Annotated in this window: 15 protein-coding genes and 1 riboswitch; of the genes, 7 read left to right on the top strand and 8 right to left on the bottom strand. The window is 70.8% G+C overall.

The window, feature by feature from the left end; genetic code table 11:
• The first annotated feature begins 170 nt into the window (after window positions 1–170).
• From R2D22_RS11395 to R2D22_RS11370, 6 genes are all read left to right on the top strand, one after another.
• The gene (locus tag R2D22_RS11395; RefSeq protein WP_318102980.1) at window positions 171–1,412 is read left to right on the top strand and encodes a L,D-transpeptidase; all 1,242 of its coding nucleotides are present in this window, start codon (window positions 171–173) and stop codon (window positions 1,410–1,412) included.
• A 199-nt stretch (window positions 1,413–1,611) separates the two neighbouring features.
• Window positions 1,612–2,862 (top strand): L,D-transpeptidase, encoded by a 1,251-nt coding sequence (locus R2D22_RS11390; protein ID WP_318102979.1) that lies wholly within the window; start codon window positions 1,612–1,614, stop codon window positions 2,860–2,862.
• 113 nt (window positions 2,863–2,975) lie between these two features.
• Window positions 2,976–3,743 carry an enoyl-CoA hydratase/isomerase family protein gene (locus R2D22_RS11385; protein ID WP_318102978.1) on the top strand — a complete coding sequence of 256 codons (768 nt, stop codon included), beginning with the start codon at window positions 2,976–2,978 and terminating at the stop codon, window positions 3,741–3,743.
• Between the two features lie 250 nt (window positions 3,744–3,993).
• Window positions 3,994–4,500 carry an ATP-binding protein gene (locus R2D22_RS11380; protein WP_318102977.1) on the top strand — a complete coding sequence of 169 codons (507 nt, stop codon included), beginning with the start codon at window positions 3,994–3,996 and terminating at the stop codon, window positions 4,498–4,500.
• A gap of 372 nt (window positions 4,501–4,872) precedes the next feature.
• Window positions 4,873–5,637: a polysaccharide deacetylase family protein gene (locus tag R2D22_RS11375; protein WP_318102976.1), complete on the top strand. Its 765-nt coding sequence runs from the start codon at window positions 4,873–4,875 to the stop codon at window positions 5,635–5,637.
• The gene (locus R2D22_RS11370) at window positions 5,637–6,869 is read left to right on the top strand and encodes a YncE family protein (RefSeq protein ID WP_318102975.1); all 1,233 of its coding nucleotides are present in this window, start codon (window positions 5,637–5,639) and stop codon (window positions 6,867–6,869) included. Before R2D22_RS11375 ends, R2D22_RS11370 begins: the two co-directional genes overlap by 1 nt.
• 79 nt (window positions 6,870–6,948) lie before the next feature.
• On the opposite strand, the gene R2D22_RS11365 is transcribed toward R2D22_RS11370, so the two are convergent.
• The 3 genes from R2D22_RS11365 to R2D22_RS11355 all read right to left on the bottom strand — a co-directional run bounded on the left by R2D22_RS11365 (window position 6,949) and on the right by R2D22_RS11355 (window position 9,671).
• Window positions 6,949–8,139, bottom strand: a complete 1,191-nt coding sequence (locus R2D22_RS11365) for a cytochrome P450 (protein WP_318102974.1) — start codon at window positions 8,137–8,139, stop codon at window positions 6,949–6,951.
• Window positions 8,120–8,848 carry a tRNA-dependent cyclodipeptide synthase gene (locus tag R2D22_RS11360; protein ID WP_318102973.1) on the bottom strand — a complete coding sequence of 243 codons (729 nt, stop codon included), beginning with the start codon at window positions 8,846–8,848 and terminating at the stop codon, window positions 8,120–8,122. The genes R2D22_RS11365 and R2D22_RS11360 overlap by 20 nt, the downstream gene beginning before the upstream one ends.
• A 184-nt stretch (window positions 8,849–9,032) precedes the next feature.
• A complete protein-coding gene (locus tag R2D22_RS11355) occupies window positions 9,033–9,671 on the bottom strand; it encodes a GNAT family N-acetyltransferase (protein ID WP_318102972.1) in 639 nt (212 codons plus the stop codon).
• 93 nt (window positions 9,672–9,764) lie between these two features.
• Between R2D22_RS11355 and R2D22_RS11350 the strand changes: the two genes are divergently transcribed.
• The gene (locus R2D22_RS11350) at window positions 9,765–9,980 is read left to right on the top strand and encodes an EF-hand domain-containing protein (RefSeq protein WP_318102971.1); all 216 of its coding nucleotides are present in this window, start codon (window positions 9,765–9,767) and stop codon (window positions 9,978–9,980) included.
• Between the two features lie 85 nt (window positions 9,981–10,065).
• On the opposite strand, the gene R2D22_RS11345 is transcribed toward R2D22_RS11350, so the two are convergent.
• From R2D22_RS11345 to gcvT, 5 genes are all read right to left on the bottom strand, one after another.
• Window positions 10,066–10,749 (bottom strand): hypothetical protein, encoded by a 684-nt coding sequence (locus tag R2D22_RS11345; protein ID WP_318102970.1) that lies wholly within the window; start codon window positions 10,747–10,749, stop codon window positions 10,066–10,068.
• 142 nt (window positions 10,750–10,891) lie between these two features.
• A complete protein-coding gene (locus R2D22_RS11340; protein ID WP_318102969.1) occupies window positions 10,892–12,277 on the bottom strand; it encodes an L-serine ammonia-lyase in 1,386 nt (461 codons plus the stop codon).
• A 181-nt stretch (window positions 12,278–12,458) separates the two neighbouring features.
• Window positions 12,459–13,718: a serine hydroxymethyltransferase gene (glyA, locus tag R2D22_RS11335; protein ID WP_318102968.1), complete on the bottom strand. Its 1,260-nt coding sequence runs from the start codon at window positions 13,716–13,718 to the stop codon at window positions 12,459–12,461.
• Between the two features lie 12 nt (window positions 13,719–13,730).
• Entirely contained in the window at window positions 13,731–14,117 is a 387-nt protein-coding gene (gene gcvH / locus R2D22_RS11330; protein ID WP_318102967.1) for a glycine cleavage system protein GcvH, read from the bottom strand.
• Window positions 14,118–14,190: 73 nt separating this feature from the next.
• Window positions 14,191–15,315 (bottom strand): glycine cleavage system aminomethyltransferase GcvT, encoded by a 1,125-nt coding sequence (gene gcvT / locus R2D22_RS11325; RefSeq protein WP_318102966.1) that lies wholly within the window; start codon window positions 15,313–15,315, stop codon window positions 14,191–14,193.
• Between the two features lie 166 nt (window positions 15,316–15,481).
• Window positions 15,482–15,583: riboswitch (glycine riboswitch) on the bottom strand.
• Between the last annotated feature and the right edge of the window lie 87 nt (window positions 15,584–15,670).

The following is a 15,670-nucleotide window of genomic DNA, read 5'->3' as shown; positions in this document are numbered from 1 at the left end:
GCCGGCCTCCCGCGGCTCGTCGGGCCCCGTGCTCCGACTCCGGGGAGCCCCGGCGTCCCGGCCGGCGCTCCCCGCACGTGGTCCTCCCACCTGTTCTGCCCGGACGACCGTGCTCCCAACATGACCCGCACGCACGTTTCCCCTGGAGGGGGGCAGTCGTTGGGCCGGGCGTGAAACATGTACTGAAGCGGGCGAGGACCTGCCTGGGCCTCGGGCTGGCGGCGGCCGGCCTGCTGGCCGCGACGACGGGCTGCACCGGCGACGGCGGATCCGACGGCGGGAAGGGCGGCGGTCTCTCCCTCCCGCTGCCCGGCAAGAAGGCCCCGGGGGACGTCATCCGGATCACCCCCGAGGACGGCACGCGCGCCGTCCCGGCGGACGGGCCGGTCGAGATCGAGATCGACGGCGGACGGCTCGAGAGAGTCTCCGTCGTCCAGGTCGAGGACGCCCAGCCCGCCCGCCTGGAGGGGACCATCAGCGAGGACGGCCTGCACTGGCGTCCGGCCGCGGGCGCCCGGCTCGCACTGGCCGCCAGGTACAGCGTGGACGTGGTCGCGCTGGACGAGCACGGCCGCCGGTCCGCCCGGCACACCACCTTCGCCACCGTCGTCCCCGAGAAGCGCTTCATCGGCTACTTCAAGCCGGAGAACCGCTCCACCGTGGGCACCGGCATGATCGTCTCGTTCGGCTTCAACCGGCCCATCGAGAACCGCGCGGCCGTCGAGCGGGCCATCCGGATCACCTCCGACCCGCCGGTCGAGGTCGCCGGCCACTGGTTCGGCAAGGAGCGGCTCGACTTCCGGCCGAAGGAGTACTGGAAGCCCGGCACCGAGGTCACCGTCGAGCTGAACCTGCGGGACGTCGAAGGGGCGCCCGGCGTGTACGGGATCCAGCGCAAGACCGTCGGGTTCACCGTCGGCCGCTCCCAGGTCTCCCTGGTGGACGCCGAGGAACACACCATGGAGGTACGCCGGGACGGTCAGGTCCTGGCGACCCTGCCGATCACCGCCGGGGCCCCGAAGACCACCACGTACAACGGCAAGATGGTGGTCACGGAGCTGTTCGACGTGACCCGGATGGACGGCCGGACGGTCGGCTTCGGCGGCGAGTACGACATCAAGGACGTGCCGCACGCCATCCGGCTGACCAACTCCGGGACCTTCCTGCACGGCAACTACTGGGCGTCCGAGGACACCTTCGGCTCGGCGAACGTCAGTCACGGCTGTGTCGGCCTGCAGGACGAGAAGGGCGGCAGCTCGTCCAGCCCGGCCGGCTGGTTCTTCGACCGGACCCTCGTCGGTGACGTCGTGGAAGTGGTCAACTCCCGTGACCGAAAGGTCGCTCCCGACAACGGCCTGGGAGGGTGGAACATGGACTGGATCCGGTGGAAGGCCGGCTCCGCCCTGCGCTGACCCCGCGCCCGCTTCCCGCACCCCCGCCCCGACCTGCGGGCCTGCGCCGCCGTCCCGGGACGAGTTGGGACTGAACGGTGACATTCGCAGTGAACTTTCCGTGGCTGCGGTGTGATTATCTAGCGCCGTGCGCGCCAGTCGAGCGCGCGGGGGTAGCAGGCCGTGGCGGGACCAGGCCGTGCGAGGGGAGTGGACCAGAGTGAACGGGCAGCCGATATCGGGTGCATCGGCCGGGGCGGGTCGCGGACGCGTGCGCGGGGGCGTACGCCTGCGGGCACTGGCGGCGGGGGCGATGCTCCTTCTTGTGACGGCCTGTGGCGGCGGGGACGGCGACGACGCCGGGAAGTCGGGGCAGGGCAAGGGCGGCGGCCAGGTCGAGAACTCGGCCTCGCAGGCCGTCGTGACCGTCCTGCCGAAGGACGGCGCGAACGACGTCGCCACCAGCGGTGCGCTGAAGGTCACCGCCGAGAAGGGCAAGCTGACCACCGTCGAGGTGGCCGACTCCAAGGGCACCCCGGTCGAGGGCAAGCTGGCCGCGGACGGCTCCAGCTGGGAGCCCGCGCGGCACCTGGCCGCCGCCACCCAGTACAAGGTCCACGCGATCGCGAAGGACGCCGAGGGCCGTGAGTCGGCGAAGGACACCACCTTCACCACCCTGGTCCCGAAGAACACCTTCGTCGGCCACTACACGCCGGAGGACGGCTCGACCGTCGGCGTCGGCATGCCGGTCTCGATCAACTTCACCCGCGGCATCACCAACCCGGACGCCGTCGAGAACGCCATCAAGGTGACCGCGGAGCCGAACGTCGAGGTCCAGGGCCACTGGTTCGGCAACGACCGGCTCGACTTCCGTCCGAAGGACTACTGGGCCGCCGGCACCAAGGTGACGGTGGAGCTCAACCTGGACGGCGTCGAGGGCCGCCCGGGCGTCTACGGCAAGCAGAAGAAGACGGTGAAGTTCACCATCGGCCGCGCCCAGGTCGCCACCGTGGACGCGAGCTCCAAGACGATGAAGGTCCGCCGCGACGGCAAGGTCATCCGGACCATCCCGATCACCGCGGGCGCGCCGTCCACGACCACGTACAACGGTCAGATGGTCATCAGCGAGAAGTACAAGGTGACCCGCATGAACGGGGCCACGGTCGGCTTCGGCGGCGAGTACGACATCAAGGACGTCCCGCACGCCATGCGCCTGTCCACCTCGGGCACCTTCGTGCACGGCAACTACTGGGCCTCCGCCGGCACCTTCGGCTCGTCGAACGTCAGCCACGGCTGCGTCGGCCTGCGGGACGCCCGCGGCGCCGGTGACGGCTCCACGCCGGCCGCCTGGTTCTACAACAACTCGATCATCGGCGACGTCGTGGTCGTGAAGAACTCCAAGGACAAGCAGATCCAGCCGGACAACGGTCTGAACGGCTGGAACATGTCCTGGGAGGAGTGGACCAAGTAGGTCCTCCCCCGATCGAAGGCGGGCCCGGTGCTGTGAGCAACAGCACCGGGCCCGCCGTCGTGCTGCGTCCATCTGGGGGAGACCCCCAGACCCCCCAGGGCTAACCTGCCTCCATGACTGTGAACCTCGAAGTCGCCGAAGGCGTCGGCACGATCCGCCTCGACCGCCCCCCGATGAACGCGCTGGACATCGCCACCCAGGACCGGCTGCGCGAGCTGGCCCAGGAGGCGACCGACCGCGACGACGTGCGCGCGGTGATCCTGTACGGCGGGGAGAAGGTGTTCGCGGCCGGCGCGGACATCAAGGAGATGCAGGTCATGGACCACGCGGCCATGGTCAAGCGGTCCCGCGGCCTCCAGGACGCGTTCACCGCGATCGCCCGCATCCCCAAGCCCGTGGTCGCCGCGGTCACCGGGTACGCCCTGGGCGGCGGCTGTGAGCTGGCGCTCTGCGCCGACTACCGGATCGCCGCGGACAACGCCAAGCTCGGCCAGCCGGAGATCCTGCTCGGCCTGATCCCCGGCGCCGGCGGCACCCAGCGGCTGTCCCGCCTCATCGGCCCCTCCAAGGCCAAGGACCTCATCTTCACCGGCCGCATGGTCAAGGCCGACGAGGCGCTGACCCTCGGCCTGGTCGACCGCGTCGTCCCGGCCGCCGAGGTGTACGAGCAGGCGCACGCCTGGGCCGCGAAGCTCGCCCAGGGCCCGGCGCTGGCGCTGCGCGCCGCGAAGGAGTCGATCGACGCGGGCCTGGAGGCCGACATCGACACCGGACTGGCGATCGAACGGAACTGGTTCGCCGGGCTGTTCGCGACCGAGGACCGCGAGCGTGGCATGCGCAGCTTCGTCGAGGAGGGCCCGGGCAAGGCCAAGTTCCTCTGACCGGCATGAAGTTGGCGGCGTCAACCATGTGAGTGGTTCGACGCCGCCACGGGGGACGGCTGGTTCCGGCCGGTTTTCGACGGTTCCGTGATCATGTGAATACGGTGCGTCGTCGCAGGTCAAGGCCGGTTTTCCGGGGCGATTTCTGCCCCTGGCATATGACTGACGGGTTCCGCGCGGCCGCCGGAACCGGGGGAGCGATTCCTCCGGAACGGCCCCGCGGACGCTCCCGGGCGGCCATGATGGGGGCATGGCGGGCCTGGAGGGTGTGGAGCAACCACGGCAGCGCGGCGGCTCTGCCGCTGCCCGGTGGGTACCGGGCGCCGAGGACGAACAGGCCCTCAAGGCGCTGGAGTTGTTCGGCAATCCGGTGGAGGGCGAAGTCCGTCTGCCGTCCCTGCCGGAGTCGGCCGCGACGGCCCGCCGGCTCACCCAGTGCGTCGTGCTGCGCCACTGGATGCTCTCCCCGCAGATCGCCGAGCACGCCGTCCTGCTCGTCTCCGAGCTGGTCGGCAACGCCGTCCGGCACACCGGGGCCCGGGTCTTCGGACTGCGGATGCTGCGCCGCCGCGGCTGGATCAGGATCGAGGTGCGCGACCCGTCCCGCGGGCTGCCCTGCCTGATGCCCGTCCACGAGCTCGACATCAGCGGGCGCGGCCTCTTCCTCGTCGACAAGCTCTCGGACCGCTGGGGCGTCGACCTGCTGCCGCGCGGCAAGACCACCTGGTTCGAGATGCGGGTCGCCGACCGTCCCTGAACGCACCGAAGCCCCCGTTCGCCGTGGTGGGGCGCCATGGGGGCTTCGTGTGGAGCGCCGCGGACGAAGGGGGTGTGTCCACGGCGCCGAGTCGACCTGGCCCGGGTCAATGGGGGTCGTGTCCTCGACTATGGCAGACCAGGGGCCTTGCGGCAAAAGTCCCTAGCGGGGCAGATCAGGTCAAATCCGGACAGTTGACCAGTGAATCATTGGTGACATAGAGCACCTGCCTTGTAAACGATGAATAAGTATGGCGTTCATTGATTGTTTCGACGAAGCCGCCCTTTGGTGCCCCGGGAGGGTCGGCGACGGCAAACGTCCTGAATTGGCTCAATCATTACCTTTCGGGCATACCAGCCTTTTAATGAGCGGGTGACTCCGACCGACCGCCGTGGCGCCCTGCGGGCGGGTGCGGCCGCCGCCCTCGCGGGAGCCGTCACCGCCGCCTGCGGTACGGACCGACGCCCCGCGGACCCCCCGTCCGCGGCCGCGCCCGCCGAGCCCGCCGCCGCGCCGCTCCCGCGCCGGTTCCCCGGCCGTCCCACCGAGATCGACCACGGCCCCCGCGACCGGGCGCGGGTCGCCCTCACCTTCCACGGCCAGGGCGACCCCGCCGTCGCCCGCGCCCTGCTCACCGCGGCCGAGCGGGCCGGCGCCCGGCTCACCGTCCTCGCCGTCGGCGACTGGCTCGACCGGTATCCCGACCTGGCCCGGCGGATCCTCGACGGCGGCCACGACCTCGGCAACCACACCCAGCGCCACGTCGACATCAACGCCATGACCGAAGCGCAGGCGTACGCCGAGATCAACGCCTGCGCGCAGCGGCTGCGCCGGCTCACCGGCTCCATCGGCACCTGGTTCCGCCCCTCCCGCGCCCCGCACGCGCTCCCGCACGTCCAGCGGGCCGCCGCGCGGGCCGGCTACCCGCACGTCCTCGGTTACGAGGTCGACTCCCTCGACTTCACCTCGCCCGGCGCACCGGCCGTCGTCCGCAACGTCACCGGGCCGATCCGCAACGGATCCGTGGTGAGCCTGCACCTCGGCTACGCGGACACGGTCGCCGCGCTGCCCGCCCTCCTCGCCGACCTCGACCGCCGCGGACTGCGCGCGGTGACCACCACGGAGCTGCTGACCTGATGCCTCCTCACACCACGTCCCGCCCCCTGCCCACCACCCCTCGTCCCGCGCTGGCCCGGTTCACCCGGCGCGCCTCCGCGCTGCTCGCCGCCGGCCTGCTCACCGCCCTCGCGGGCTGCGGCAGCGACGACGGCCGGGGCCCGAGCGGCCGCGGCAAGGCCGCCCCGCCGCCCGCGGTGCCGAAGCCCGCGACCGCCCCGGCCGGGCTGGCGGGCATGCCGCCGGTCCTCGACCCGAAGGACGTCTACGCGGCCGACCGGCCGAACCAGCTCTCCCCGGTGGTCAAGGGCTTCCCGTCCCGGGTCTACGTGCCCAACACCAACTCCAACACGGTCTCGGTCATCGACCCGGCGACGTACAAGGTCATCGAGACGATCCCGGTCGGCGTCCAGCCCCAGCACGTCGTGCCGTCCTGGGACATGAAGACCCTGTGGGTCAACAACAACCGCGGCCACACGCTCACCCCGATCGACCCGGCCACCGGCGTCGCGGGCAAGGCCGTCGAGGTGCACGACCCGTACAACCTCTACTTCACGCCGAACGGCAAGTACGCCATCGTCATGGCCTCCATGGACCGTGAGCTGGTCTTCCGCGATCCGCACACCATGGAGCGGAAGAAGACCGTCCCGGTCTCCTGCTACGGCGTCAACCACGCCGACTTCTCCGCCGACGGCCGGTACTTCGTCGTGTCCTGCGAGTTCTCCGGCGAACTGCTGAAGGTCGACACCGAGAAGATGGAGGTGATCGGCCAGCAGAAGCTGCCCTTCCAGGGCGCGATGCCGCAGGACGTGAAGATCTCCCCGGACGGCAAGACCTTCTACATCGCCGACATGATGGCCCACGGCATGTGGGTGCTCGACGGCGAGAAGTTCACCACGCCGACCCTGCTGCCCACGGGCAAGGGCGCGCACGGCCTCTACGTCTCCCGCGACTCGAAGGAGATGTACATCCCCAACCGGGGCGAGGGCAGCATCTCGGTCTTCGACTTCGCCCAGAACAAGCTCACCAAGAAGTGGCACCTGCCGAACGGCGGCTCCCCGGACATGGGCGGTGTCTCGGCCGACGGCAAGGTGCTCTGGCTGTCCGGGCGGTACGACTCCGAGGTGTACGCCATCGACACCGCCACCGGGAAGCAGCTCGCCCGGATCCCGGTCGGCGGCGGCCCGCACGGCCTCGCGGTCTACCCGCAGCCGGGCCGGTACTCGCTGGGCCACACCGGCGTCTTCCGCTGACGCCGGCGGGGCGGCCCCGGCCCTCCGGCCGGGGCCGCCCCGCGTGCGTCAGCGCCTCGCCGCGGCCTTCATCGCGGCCTCACCACAGCACCGGCAGCCGTTCCGGCAGCCGCTTGATGAACCCTGTGCGCCACACCAGCTGCTCCGCCGGCACCGCGAGCCGCAGCTCCGGCAGCCGCTCCACCAGCGCCGCGAGGGCCGTCGCCGCGTGCGCCCGGCCGAGCGCGGTGGCCGGGCAGAAGTGCCGCCCCGCGCCGAAGGACAGGTGTGGATTGTGCTCCCGGTCCAGGTCCAGCCGCTCGGGGTCGGTGAACACCTCCGGGTCGAAGTTGGCCGCCTCCACCAGGACGAGCACCAACTCGCCCTTGCGGACCACCACCTCGCCCAGCTCGACGTCGTCCAGCGCGAGCCGGGGCAGCCCGTCGCCGATCGACAGGTTCCAGCGCAGCAGCTCGTCCACCGCCCGGTCCATCCGGTCCGGGTGCTCCCGCAGATACCCGATCAGCTCCGGGTGCTGGAGCAGTGCGAGGACCGCGAGCACCAGGAAGGAGGACGTGGACACCGCCCCGGCGCCGAAGAGCGAGACGGCGACGGTCGCCAGCATCTCGTCCGTCAGATGCGTGGAGTCCGGGTCCTCCTCGCGCAGCGCGGCGAGCCGGCCGAGGAGGCCGGCGTTCTCCTCGGCCGGGGCGTTGAGGTGGCGGACCATCAGGTCGAGGTCCTTGTACCAGTTGAGCCGGGCCCCCTCGAAGGGCTCCGCGCTCGTCATGAACGCGATGTCGAGGCCCGACATCAGCCGCCGCCACTCCGCGAACGGCACCCCGATCACCCGGCAGTGCAGCGCCGCCGAGAACGGGTCGGCGAAGCCCGCCCGGAAGTCCGCCGGCGGCCCCTGCGCCAGCAGGTCGTCGATCAGGTCGTCGGCGGTGGCCCTCAGGAAGTCCGTGAGGCCGTCGGCGCGCGGATTGAGCGATTTCATCACCGCGCCGCGCAGACCGGCGCTGTTGATGCTCCCCATGTTGTCGACGACCTCCGGCGGGATCGTCAGCGCGTACTGCCGGGGCGCGCCGGGCGAGGCCGTGTGCGGGAGGCTGAAGCGATCGTCCTCCAGGACCTGGCGGGCCAGCCGGTGGCTGCTCACCAGCCAGGCCTCGTCGCCTGTCAGCGTCCGTACCCGGGCCACCGGCGTCTTCTCGCGCAGCGCGGCGCACTCCGGGGGCAGCACGTCGCCGCGCCGGGACAGCGGGAACTCAAGCGGCTCGGCGGTCATGCTCGTACCCTCCTTCCGCGTCGGCAGGGTGGACGACGGCGTAGCCCTGGTTGCGCGCGGCGCGCAGACCGCCGCCCTTGGCGTACAGCAGCTCGGTCAGCGGGATCAGCTGGTGGTAGCAGGACACCGAGGAGGGCACCCCGAGGATGCCGGGGGTGTCCAGGAAGAACGGCAGCTCTGCGGCGATGTAGTCGAGGCATGCCGTCCGCTGGGAGGCGGTGATCCCGCCGGCCGGGTCGGCCTTGCCGGACAGGAACGCCTCCACCATCGCGTCGCAGCCCTTGCGGAACTCCGCGTCGGTGGCGAGGAAGTGCCGTACCCGCCGGTGCAGCAGGGCGTACGCGGGGTCGTCGGCGAACTCCGACAGGGCCCGCACCCTGATGCGTGCCCCGCCCGGGGGGCCGGCGGCCTCGACACCGGCGAGGACCCGGCGGCGCACCGCCTTCAGTTCCTTCGCGGCGCGCCGGGCCGCGTGCTCCGGGGCGTGGCCGAGCGCCGCGAACAGCTCCGCGACGTGCAGGTCCGCGTAGACGAAGTCGACGGCGGTGAAGCGGCGGGTGGCCCAGCGGGTCAGTTCGGCGACGCGGCCGGCGTTGAAGTAGCTGTTGCCGGGGGAGACGCCGATGAGTACGTGATCGCCCTCGTCCCAGAGGAGTCGGCAGAGGGAGGTCAAGGGCCGGACCGTGAACGTGTCTTCGATGAGAGTCACTTGATGTGTCGCCCTCGCGTCGCTTGTCCCTGGGAGCCCAGTGCTCCCGGTGTGGCGACGACGGCATGCAAATTAGCCCGCGACGCCGGAGAGTGACGAGTGGATCGCGCTCTGTTTGGCGAGAACTCGTCAGCCTGAGGCGTGAAAGTGTCTTTCCGGGTTACGGAAAGATGAACGGGGCCGGTCAGGCCTCGACGAACAGGGCCTCGGAGGCCACCGGGCGGTAGCCCGCGGCCTGGAAGGTCCGGACACTGCGCGCGTTGCCCGGGGACTGCTGGGCCCACACCACCGGGCCCGGCGTGAGGTGCCGCGCGGCCCGCGCGAGCGCGCGGCCGAGCCCCTGGTGCCGGGCGTGCTCGTCCACCTCGATCGCGGCCTCCCAGCGGCCCGCGACACCCCGGCCGAGGATCAGCACCCCGCCGTCGGCCGTCCAGACCCGGACGTCGTCCCGGTACTTCAGGGCCCGCACCACCCGCGGATGCGACAGGTCCTCGATCTCGCGCAGCTCCACGCCGGGCTCGCCCGGCAGCGCGTCGGCGACGGTCAGCAGGTCGATGGTGTTCATGCGGCGGCCGGTCTTCGCCAGCAGGGCGGTCAGGAAGACCGGGTTCATCGACGCGGCGAGCGGATCTGCCGCCGTCGCGGCGAGCGCCGCGTGCACCCACTCGGGGTCCTCGTCCGTGAAGATCACCGAGTGGGCGGTGAAGGCCAGGACGCCGGCGTCCCGCTGGTTCGGCTGCGGGACGACCACCGCCGAACCGTCCGGGGGCGGGAAGTCCCCGCTCGCCGCCGCCGCCAGGATCCGTGCCACGTCGTCGCTCATGTCTCCATGATCGTCCAAGGCCCGGCGGCCGGACACCGGATATCGCCCGATAACCTGACCCCCGTCAGAAGACGCACCAAGAAGGGGTGGACAGTGGCGGACATCGAGTCGGCACGCAAGGCATTCGACCGGTACGACGTGGACGGTGACGGCTTCATCACCGCCGCCGAGTACAAGAGCGTCATGGCGCAGCTCGGCGACTTCAACGTCACCGAGACCGTCGCCGAGGCCCTGATCCGGCCGCAGGACGGCAACGGCGACGGCAAGCTCTCCTGGGACGAGTTCTGGGCGAACCTCAACAAGGCCTGATGCCGGGCCACCGGGACGCCCGCGCACTCCGAGTCGCCGGGCGTCCTACGCCCGGTGACGATCGCCTGCCGACGCTCCCCGGCCCTCAGGAGGCGTACGCGCCGCGAACCTCTGAGAGCACCACCGTGCAGGATTCGATGTACTGGATCGCCGCCGCCCGGGTGACCCCGGTGTTCTCGTAGCGCACCTGGTCGCCGAGGTCGGCCAGCCGTTGCGCCAGCGAAAGCGTCCGCGCCGACACTCCCAGGTGCCCCAGGGCGCCCACCAAGGACGTCTCGACGGGGGACGCGTCGCCGTTCCGGTTCCGCAGGAACATGTAGACCAGGGATTCCATCCGCGCGTGCGCCGTGACGATCGCGGTGGCCGGCAGGCTCTCCACCATCCGGAACGCATCGTCGAGCAGCGGATCGATCCTGCGGTCCCCGGCCAGGTCCTCGGGCGAGATCCGCTCGGGCACGAGCCGGTGCAGCATCTCCTCGTCCGGGGCGGGCTCGTCGCTCCGTGCCGGAGGGACGGCGGCGGGCCGGACGTGGGGACGCTGCCGGCCGGGGGCGACGCCGTACGGGTGCCTCTCCTGCACCTCCTCGGCGAACTCCGCCACCTCTCGGATCCGCGCCTCGAACTCCGCCGACCCGCCGAGCGTCTCGATCCTGCGCATCCGGGAGAAGAGCTCACGCAATTGGCTCCGGAAGGTGAGCACGAACGTCAGCACCACCCCCGGCCACACGAAGGTCTCCACGTAGGTGTGCACCATCTTGGCGATCTCCATCCCCGCATGATGCACGCACGGTCACGCCTTGGGTAGGGCCACCCTGAGCCACTTCCCTTGCCTGCCAAGGGAGTTGGTCGTCGAGGCCCTCATCCGGCGGGGGATGAGGGCCTCGACGTACGCGTGACGCCCGGTCCGGGCCTCAGCACTCGATGATGTTCACCGCGAGCCCGCCGCGGGCCGTCTCCTTGTACTTGACCGACATGTCGGCGCCCGTCTCCTTCATGGTCTTGATGACCTTGTCGAGGGAGACCAGGTGGCTGCCGTCGCCGCGCATGGACATCTTCGCCGCCGTGACGGCCTTCACCGAGGCCATGCCGTTGCGCTCGATGCAGGGGATCTGGACCAGGCCGCCGACCGGGTCGCAGGTCAGGCCCAGGTTGTGCTCCATGCCGATCTCGGCGGCGTTCTCCACCTGCTCCGGGGTGCCGCCGAGGACCTCGGCCAGCGCGCCGGCGGCCATCGAGCAGGCCGAGCCGACCTCGCCCTGGCAGCCGACCTCGGCGCCGGAGATCGAGGCGTTCTCCTTGAAGAGCATGCCGACCGCGCCGGCCGCGAGCAGGAAGCGGACCACGCCGTCCTCGTCCGCGCCGGGCACGAAGTTCATGTAGTAGTGCAGGACCGCCGGGATGATGCCGGCCGCGCCGTTCGTCGGGGCGGTGACCACGCGGCCGCCGGCCGCGTTCTCCTCGTTCACGGCCATCGCGTAGAGGGTGATCCACTCCATCGCGTGCGCCTTCGGGTCGCCCTCGGAGCGCAGCTTGCGGGCCAGCGCCGAGGCGCGGCGGCGGACCTTCAGGCCGCCCGGCAGGATGCCCTCGCGGGACATGCCGCGCGAGACGCAGGCCTGCATGACCCGCCAGATCTCCAGCAGGCCGGCCCGGATCTCGTCCTCCGTGCGCCAGGCCTTCTCGTTCTCCAGCATCATCGCGGAGATCGACAGGCCGGTCTCCTTCGCCATGCGGAGGAGCTCGTCGCCGGTGCGGAACGGGTACTTCAGGACCGTGTCGTCCGGGATGATCGGGCTCTGGCCGTCGACCCCCTCGTTGGAAAGTGCAGTCTCGTCGACGACGAAGCCGCCGCCCACCGAGTAGTACGTCTTCTCCAGGAGCAGCGCGCCGTCCGCGTCGTACGCGAAGACCGTCATGCCGTTGGCGTGGTACGGCAGCGCCTTGCGGCGGTGCAGGATCAGGTCCGCGTCGAAGTCGAACGGGATCTCGTGCGCGCCCAGCACGTTGATATGGCCGCTGCTCTTGATCCGCTCCACCTGCTCGTCCGCCGTCTCGACGTCGACCGTGCGCGGAGAGTTGCCCTCCAGGCCCAGCAGGACCGCCTTCGGGGTGCCGTGGCCGTGGCCGGTCGCGCCCAGCGAGCCGTACAGCTCCGCGCGTATGGAAGCGGTCGGGGCCAGCAGCCCCTCGTTCTTCAGCCGGCGCGCGAACATCCGGGCCGCCCGCATCGGGCCCACCGTGTGGGAGCTGGACGGGCCGATGCCGATCGAGAACAGGTCGAAGACCGAGATGGCCACGGGGGACTCCTTGTGGGGCTGGTAGACGCCGTTGTCTGCCGGGGTGGTGCAGAGATACGGGGAGGGGAGGGGGAGATCGTTTTCGTTGTCCACACGGGGCGGGGCACCGTGCTCACTGTCCAGTGTGCGCGGTGCCCCGCAGGTTCCGTACATACGAACCCAGTAACAAAAGGGTACGAAACTACTTCAGGCCGGGGTACAGAGGGTGCTTGTCCGCCAGCGCGGTGACCCGGGCCTTCAGCGCCTCGGCGTCGAAGCCGGGCTTGAGGGTCTCGGCGATCACGTCGGCGACCTCGGCGAAGTCCTCGGCCTGGAAGCCGCGGGTGGCCAGGGCCGGGGTGCCGATCCGCAGGCCGGAGGTGACCATCGGCGGGCGCGGGTCGTTCGGGATCGCGTTCCGGTTGACCGTGATGCCGACCTCGTGGAGACGGTCCTCGGCCTGCTGGCCGTCCAGCTCGCTGTTGCGCAGGTCGACCAGGACGAGGTGGACGTCCGTGCCGCCGGACAGGACCGACACGCCGTGCTCGGTCACGTCCGCCTGCGTCAGGCGCTCCGCGAGGATGCGGGCGCCGTCCAGCGTCCGCTGCTGGCGCTCCTTGAACTCCTCCGAGGCGGCGACCTTGAAGGAGACCGCCTTGGCGGCGATCACGTGCTCCAGCGGGCCGCCCTGGAAGCCCGGGAAGACCGAGGAGTTCAGCTTCTTCGCGAACTCCTTCTTCGCCAGGATGATGCCGCCGCGCGGGCCGCCCAGGGTCTTGTGGGTCGTGGAGGTGACCACGTCCGCGTACTCGACCGGGTTCGGGTGCAGACCCGCGGCGACCAGACCGGCGAAGTGGGCCATGTCGACCCACAGGTACGCCTCGACCTCGTCCGCGATCCGGCGGAACTCGGCGAAGTCCAGCTGGCGCGGGTACGCGGACCAGCCGGCGATGATGACCTTGGGGCGGTGCTCCTTGGCCAGGCGCTCGACCTCGGCCATGTCGACCAGACCGGCCTCGTCGACGTGGTACGCGACCACGTCGAACTGCTTGCCGGAGAAGTTCAGGCGCATGCCGTGGGTCAGGTGACCGCCGTGCGCCAGGTCCAGGCCCAGGATCGTGTCGCCCGGCTGGGCGATCGCGAACAGCGCGGCCTGGTTCGCCGAGGCACCGGAGTGCGGCTGGACGTTGGCGTACTCGGCGCCGAACAGGTCCTTGATCCGGTCGATGGCGATCTGCTCGGCCACGTCGACGTGCTCGCAGCCGCCGTAGTACCGGCGGCCGGGGTAGCCCTCGGCGTACTTGTTGGTGAGGACCGAGCCCTGCGCCTCCATGACGGCGACCGGAGCGAAGTTCTCCGAGGCGATCATCTCGAGGGTGGACTGCTGGCGGTGGAGCTCGGCGTCGACGGCGGCGGCGACGTCCGGGTCCAGCTCGTGGAGAGGGGTGTTCAGAAGCGACATCGGGAGGGGTCCTTAGCTGCCGGAGAACGCGGTGTACTCGTCGGCGGAGAGCAGGTCCTTCGGCTCCTCCGCGACGCGCACCTTGAAGAGCCAGCCACCCTCGAAGGGAGCCGTGTTCACCAGCGACGGGTCGTCCACGACGTCCTGGTTCGCGGCGACGACCTCGCCGGTCACCGGGGAGTACAGGTCGCTGACCGACTTGGTGGACTCCAGCTCGCCACAGGTCTCGCCCGCGGTCACCGTGTCGCCGACCTCGGGGAGCTGGACGTACACGACGTCGCCGAGGGCGTTCGCCGCGTGCTCGGTGATACCGATCGTGGCGACGTCGTCCTCGGCGGGCGACAGCCACTCGTGCTCCTTGCTGTAGCGCAGGTGCGTGGGGTTGCTGGCGTTGCTCATGACCTGAATTCTCCTGTACGCGGGGGAGTGCTGATGAACGGGGAGGGGACTGCGGGACGAGACGTGCTCAGTGTCACTTCTGGCGCTTGTAGAACGGCAGCGCCACGACCTCGTAGGGCTCGTGGGTGCCGCGGATGTCCACGCCGACGCCCGCCGTGCCCGGCTCGGCGTGGGCGGCGTCGACGTACGCCATGGCGATCGGCTTGCCCAGCGTCGGGGACGGGGCGCCGGAGGTGATCTCGCCGACGACCTGGCCGTCCACGACGACCTGCATACCGGCGCGGGGCACCCGGCGGCCCTCGGCGATCAGGCCGACGAGCTTGCGCGGCGGGGCGGTCTCGGCGCGCTCGGCGGCCTTCTCCAGCGCCTCGCGGCCGACGAAGCGGCCCTCGTTCGTCGTCTTCTCGAACTTCACGACCCGGCCCAGACCCGCGTCGAACGGGGTGAGGGACGTGGTCAGCTCGTGGCCGTACAGCGGCATGCCCGCCTCCAGGCGGAGCGTGTCGCGGCAGGACAGGCCGCACGGCACCAGGCCGACCGGCGCGCCGGCCTCGGTCAGCGCCTTCCAGACGCCCTCGGCGTGCTCGGGCTTCAGGAACAGCTCGAAGCCGTCCTCGCCGGTGTAGCCGGTACGGGCGATCAGCGCGGGGACCCCGGCGACCGTGCCCGGCAGGCCGGCGTAGTACTTCAGTCCGTCCAGGTCGGCGTCGGTCAGCGACTTCAGGATGCCGGGGGACTCCGGGCCCTGGACGGCGATCAGCGCGTACGCGTCGCGGTCGTCACGCACCTCGGCGTCGAAGCCGGCCGCCCGCTCGGTCACCGCGTCCAGCACGACCTGCGCGTTGGAGGCGTTGGCGACGATCATGTACTCCTGCTCCTGGAGCCGGTACACGATCAGGTCGTCGAGGATGCCGCCGTCCTCCTGGCAGATCATCGTGTAGCGCGCGCGGCCGACACCGACCGTGGAGATGTTGCCGACCAGGGCGAAGTCGAGCAGCTCGACGGCCTGCGGGCCCGTGACGGTGATCTCGCCCATGTGCGAGAGGTCGAAGAGACCGGCCTTGGTGCGGACGGCGTTGTGCTCGTCCCGCTCGCTGCCGTACCGCAGCGGCATGTCCCAGCCGGCGAAGTCGGTCATGGTCGCGCCCAGCGAACGATGCAGGGCATCGAGGGCGGTCAGACGGGGGGCAGTGCTCATCGGGTGGCTCCCGGGTCCCAGGGGCGTGGCGTGCAGGGCACGACATACATGACGGGTGAGGACGGATCCTCCCCATCTGTCATGGAACCTGAGAGGTTCACCGGGGGCATCCCCGGCTTGCACCTTGGGTGGGGCCGCGACGACGCGGCCCGCTTTTCAGATCTGCCTCGTCCACGCGGTATCGGGGCCTGAGAGATTCAAGGGAGGGTCTTGCTCCTTCGGCGCCCGGCCGGATAGTTCCGGCCCGGGACTCTCCCGCGCGGCTTCGAGCGGCCAGTATGTGATTGTGTGCGCTTGGCGCGCACATCATTGCATGCGGGATCCGAACGGCAAATCGCTTGTGCCTCATTACCGT

The organism is Streptomyces sp. HUAS YS2 (genome assembly GCF_033343995.1).
GTDB lineage: Bacteria > Actinomycetota > Actinomycetes > Streptomycetales > Streptomycetaceae > Streptomyces > Streptomyces solicathayae.
Note: the sequence above shows the minus strand (reverse complement) of the source record. Positions and strands in the feature narration are given on the sequence as shown.

Excerpts from the sequence above, each read along its gene's own strand:
- R2D22_RS11370 (WP_318102975.1), top strand. The coding sequence starts at position 5,637 with ATGCCTCCTCACACCACGTCCCGCCCCCTGCCCACCACCCCTCGTCCC.
- glyA (WP_318102968.1), bottom strand. The coding sequence starts at position 13,718 with ATGTCGCTTCTGAACACCCCTCTCCACGAGCTGGACCCGGACGTCGCC.
- R2D22_RS11380 (WP_318102977.1), top strand. The coding sequence starts at position 3,994 with ATGGCGGGCCTGGAGGGTGTGGAGCAACCACGGCAGCGCGGCGGCTCT.
- gcvH (WP_318102967.1), bottom strand. The coding sequence starts at position 14,117 with ATGAGCAACGCCAGCAACCCCACGCACCTGCGCTACAGCAAGGAGCAC.
- R2D22_RS11365 (WP_318102974.1), bottom strand. The coding sequence starts at position 8,139 with ATGACCGCCGAGCCGCTTGAGTTCCCGCTGTCCCGGCGCGGCGACGTG.
- R2D22_RS11355 (WP_318102972.1), bottom strand. The coding sequence starts at position 9,671 with ATGAGCGACGACGTGGCACGGATCCTGGCGGCGGCGGCGAGCGGGGAC.
- R2D22_RS11345 (WP_318102970.1), bottom strand. The coding sequence starts at position 10,749 with ATGGAGATCGCCAAGATGGTGCACACCTACGTGGAGACCTTCGTGTGG.
- gcvT (WP_318102966.1), bottom strand. The coding sequence starts at position 15,315 with ATGAGCACTGCCCCCCGTCTGACCGCCCTCGATGCCCTGCATCGTTCG.
- R2D22_RS11385 (WP_318102978.1), top strand. The coding sequence starts at position 2,976 with ATGACTGTGAACCTCGAAGTCGCCGAAGGCGTCGGCACGATCCGCCTC.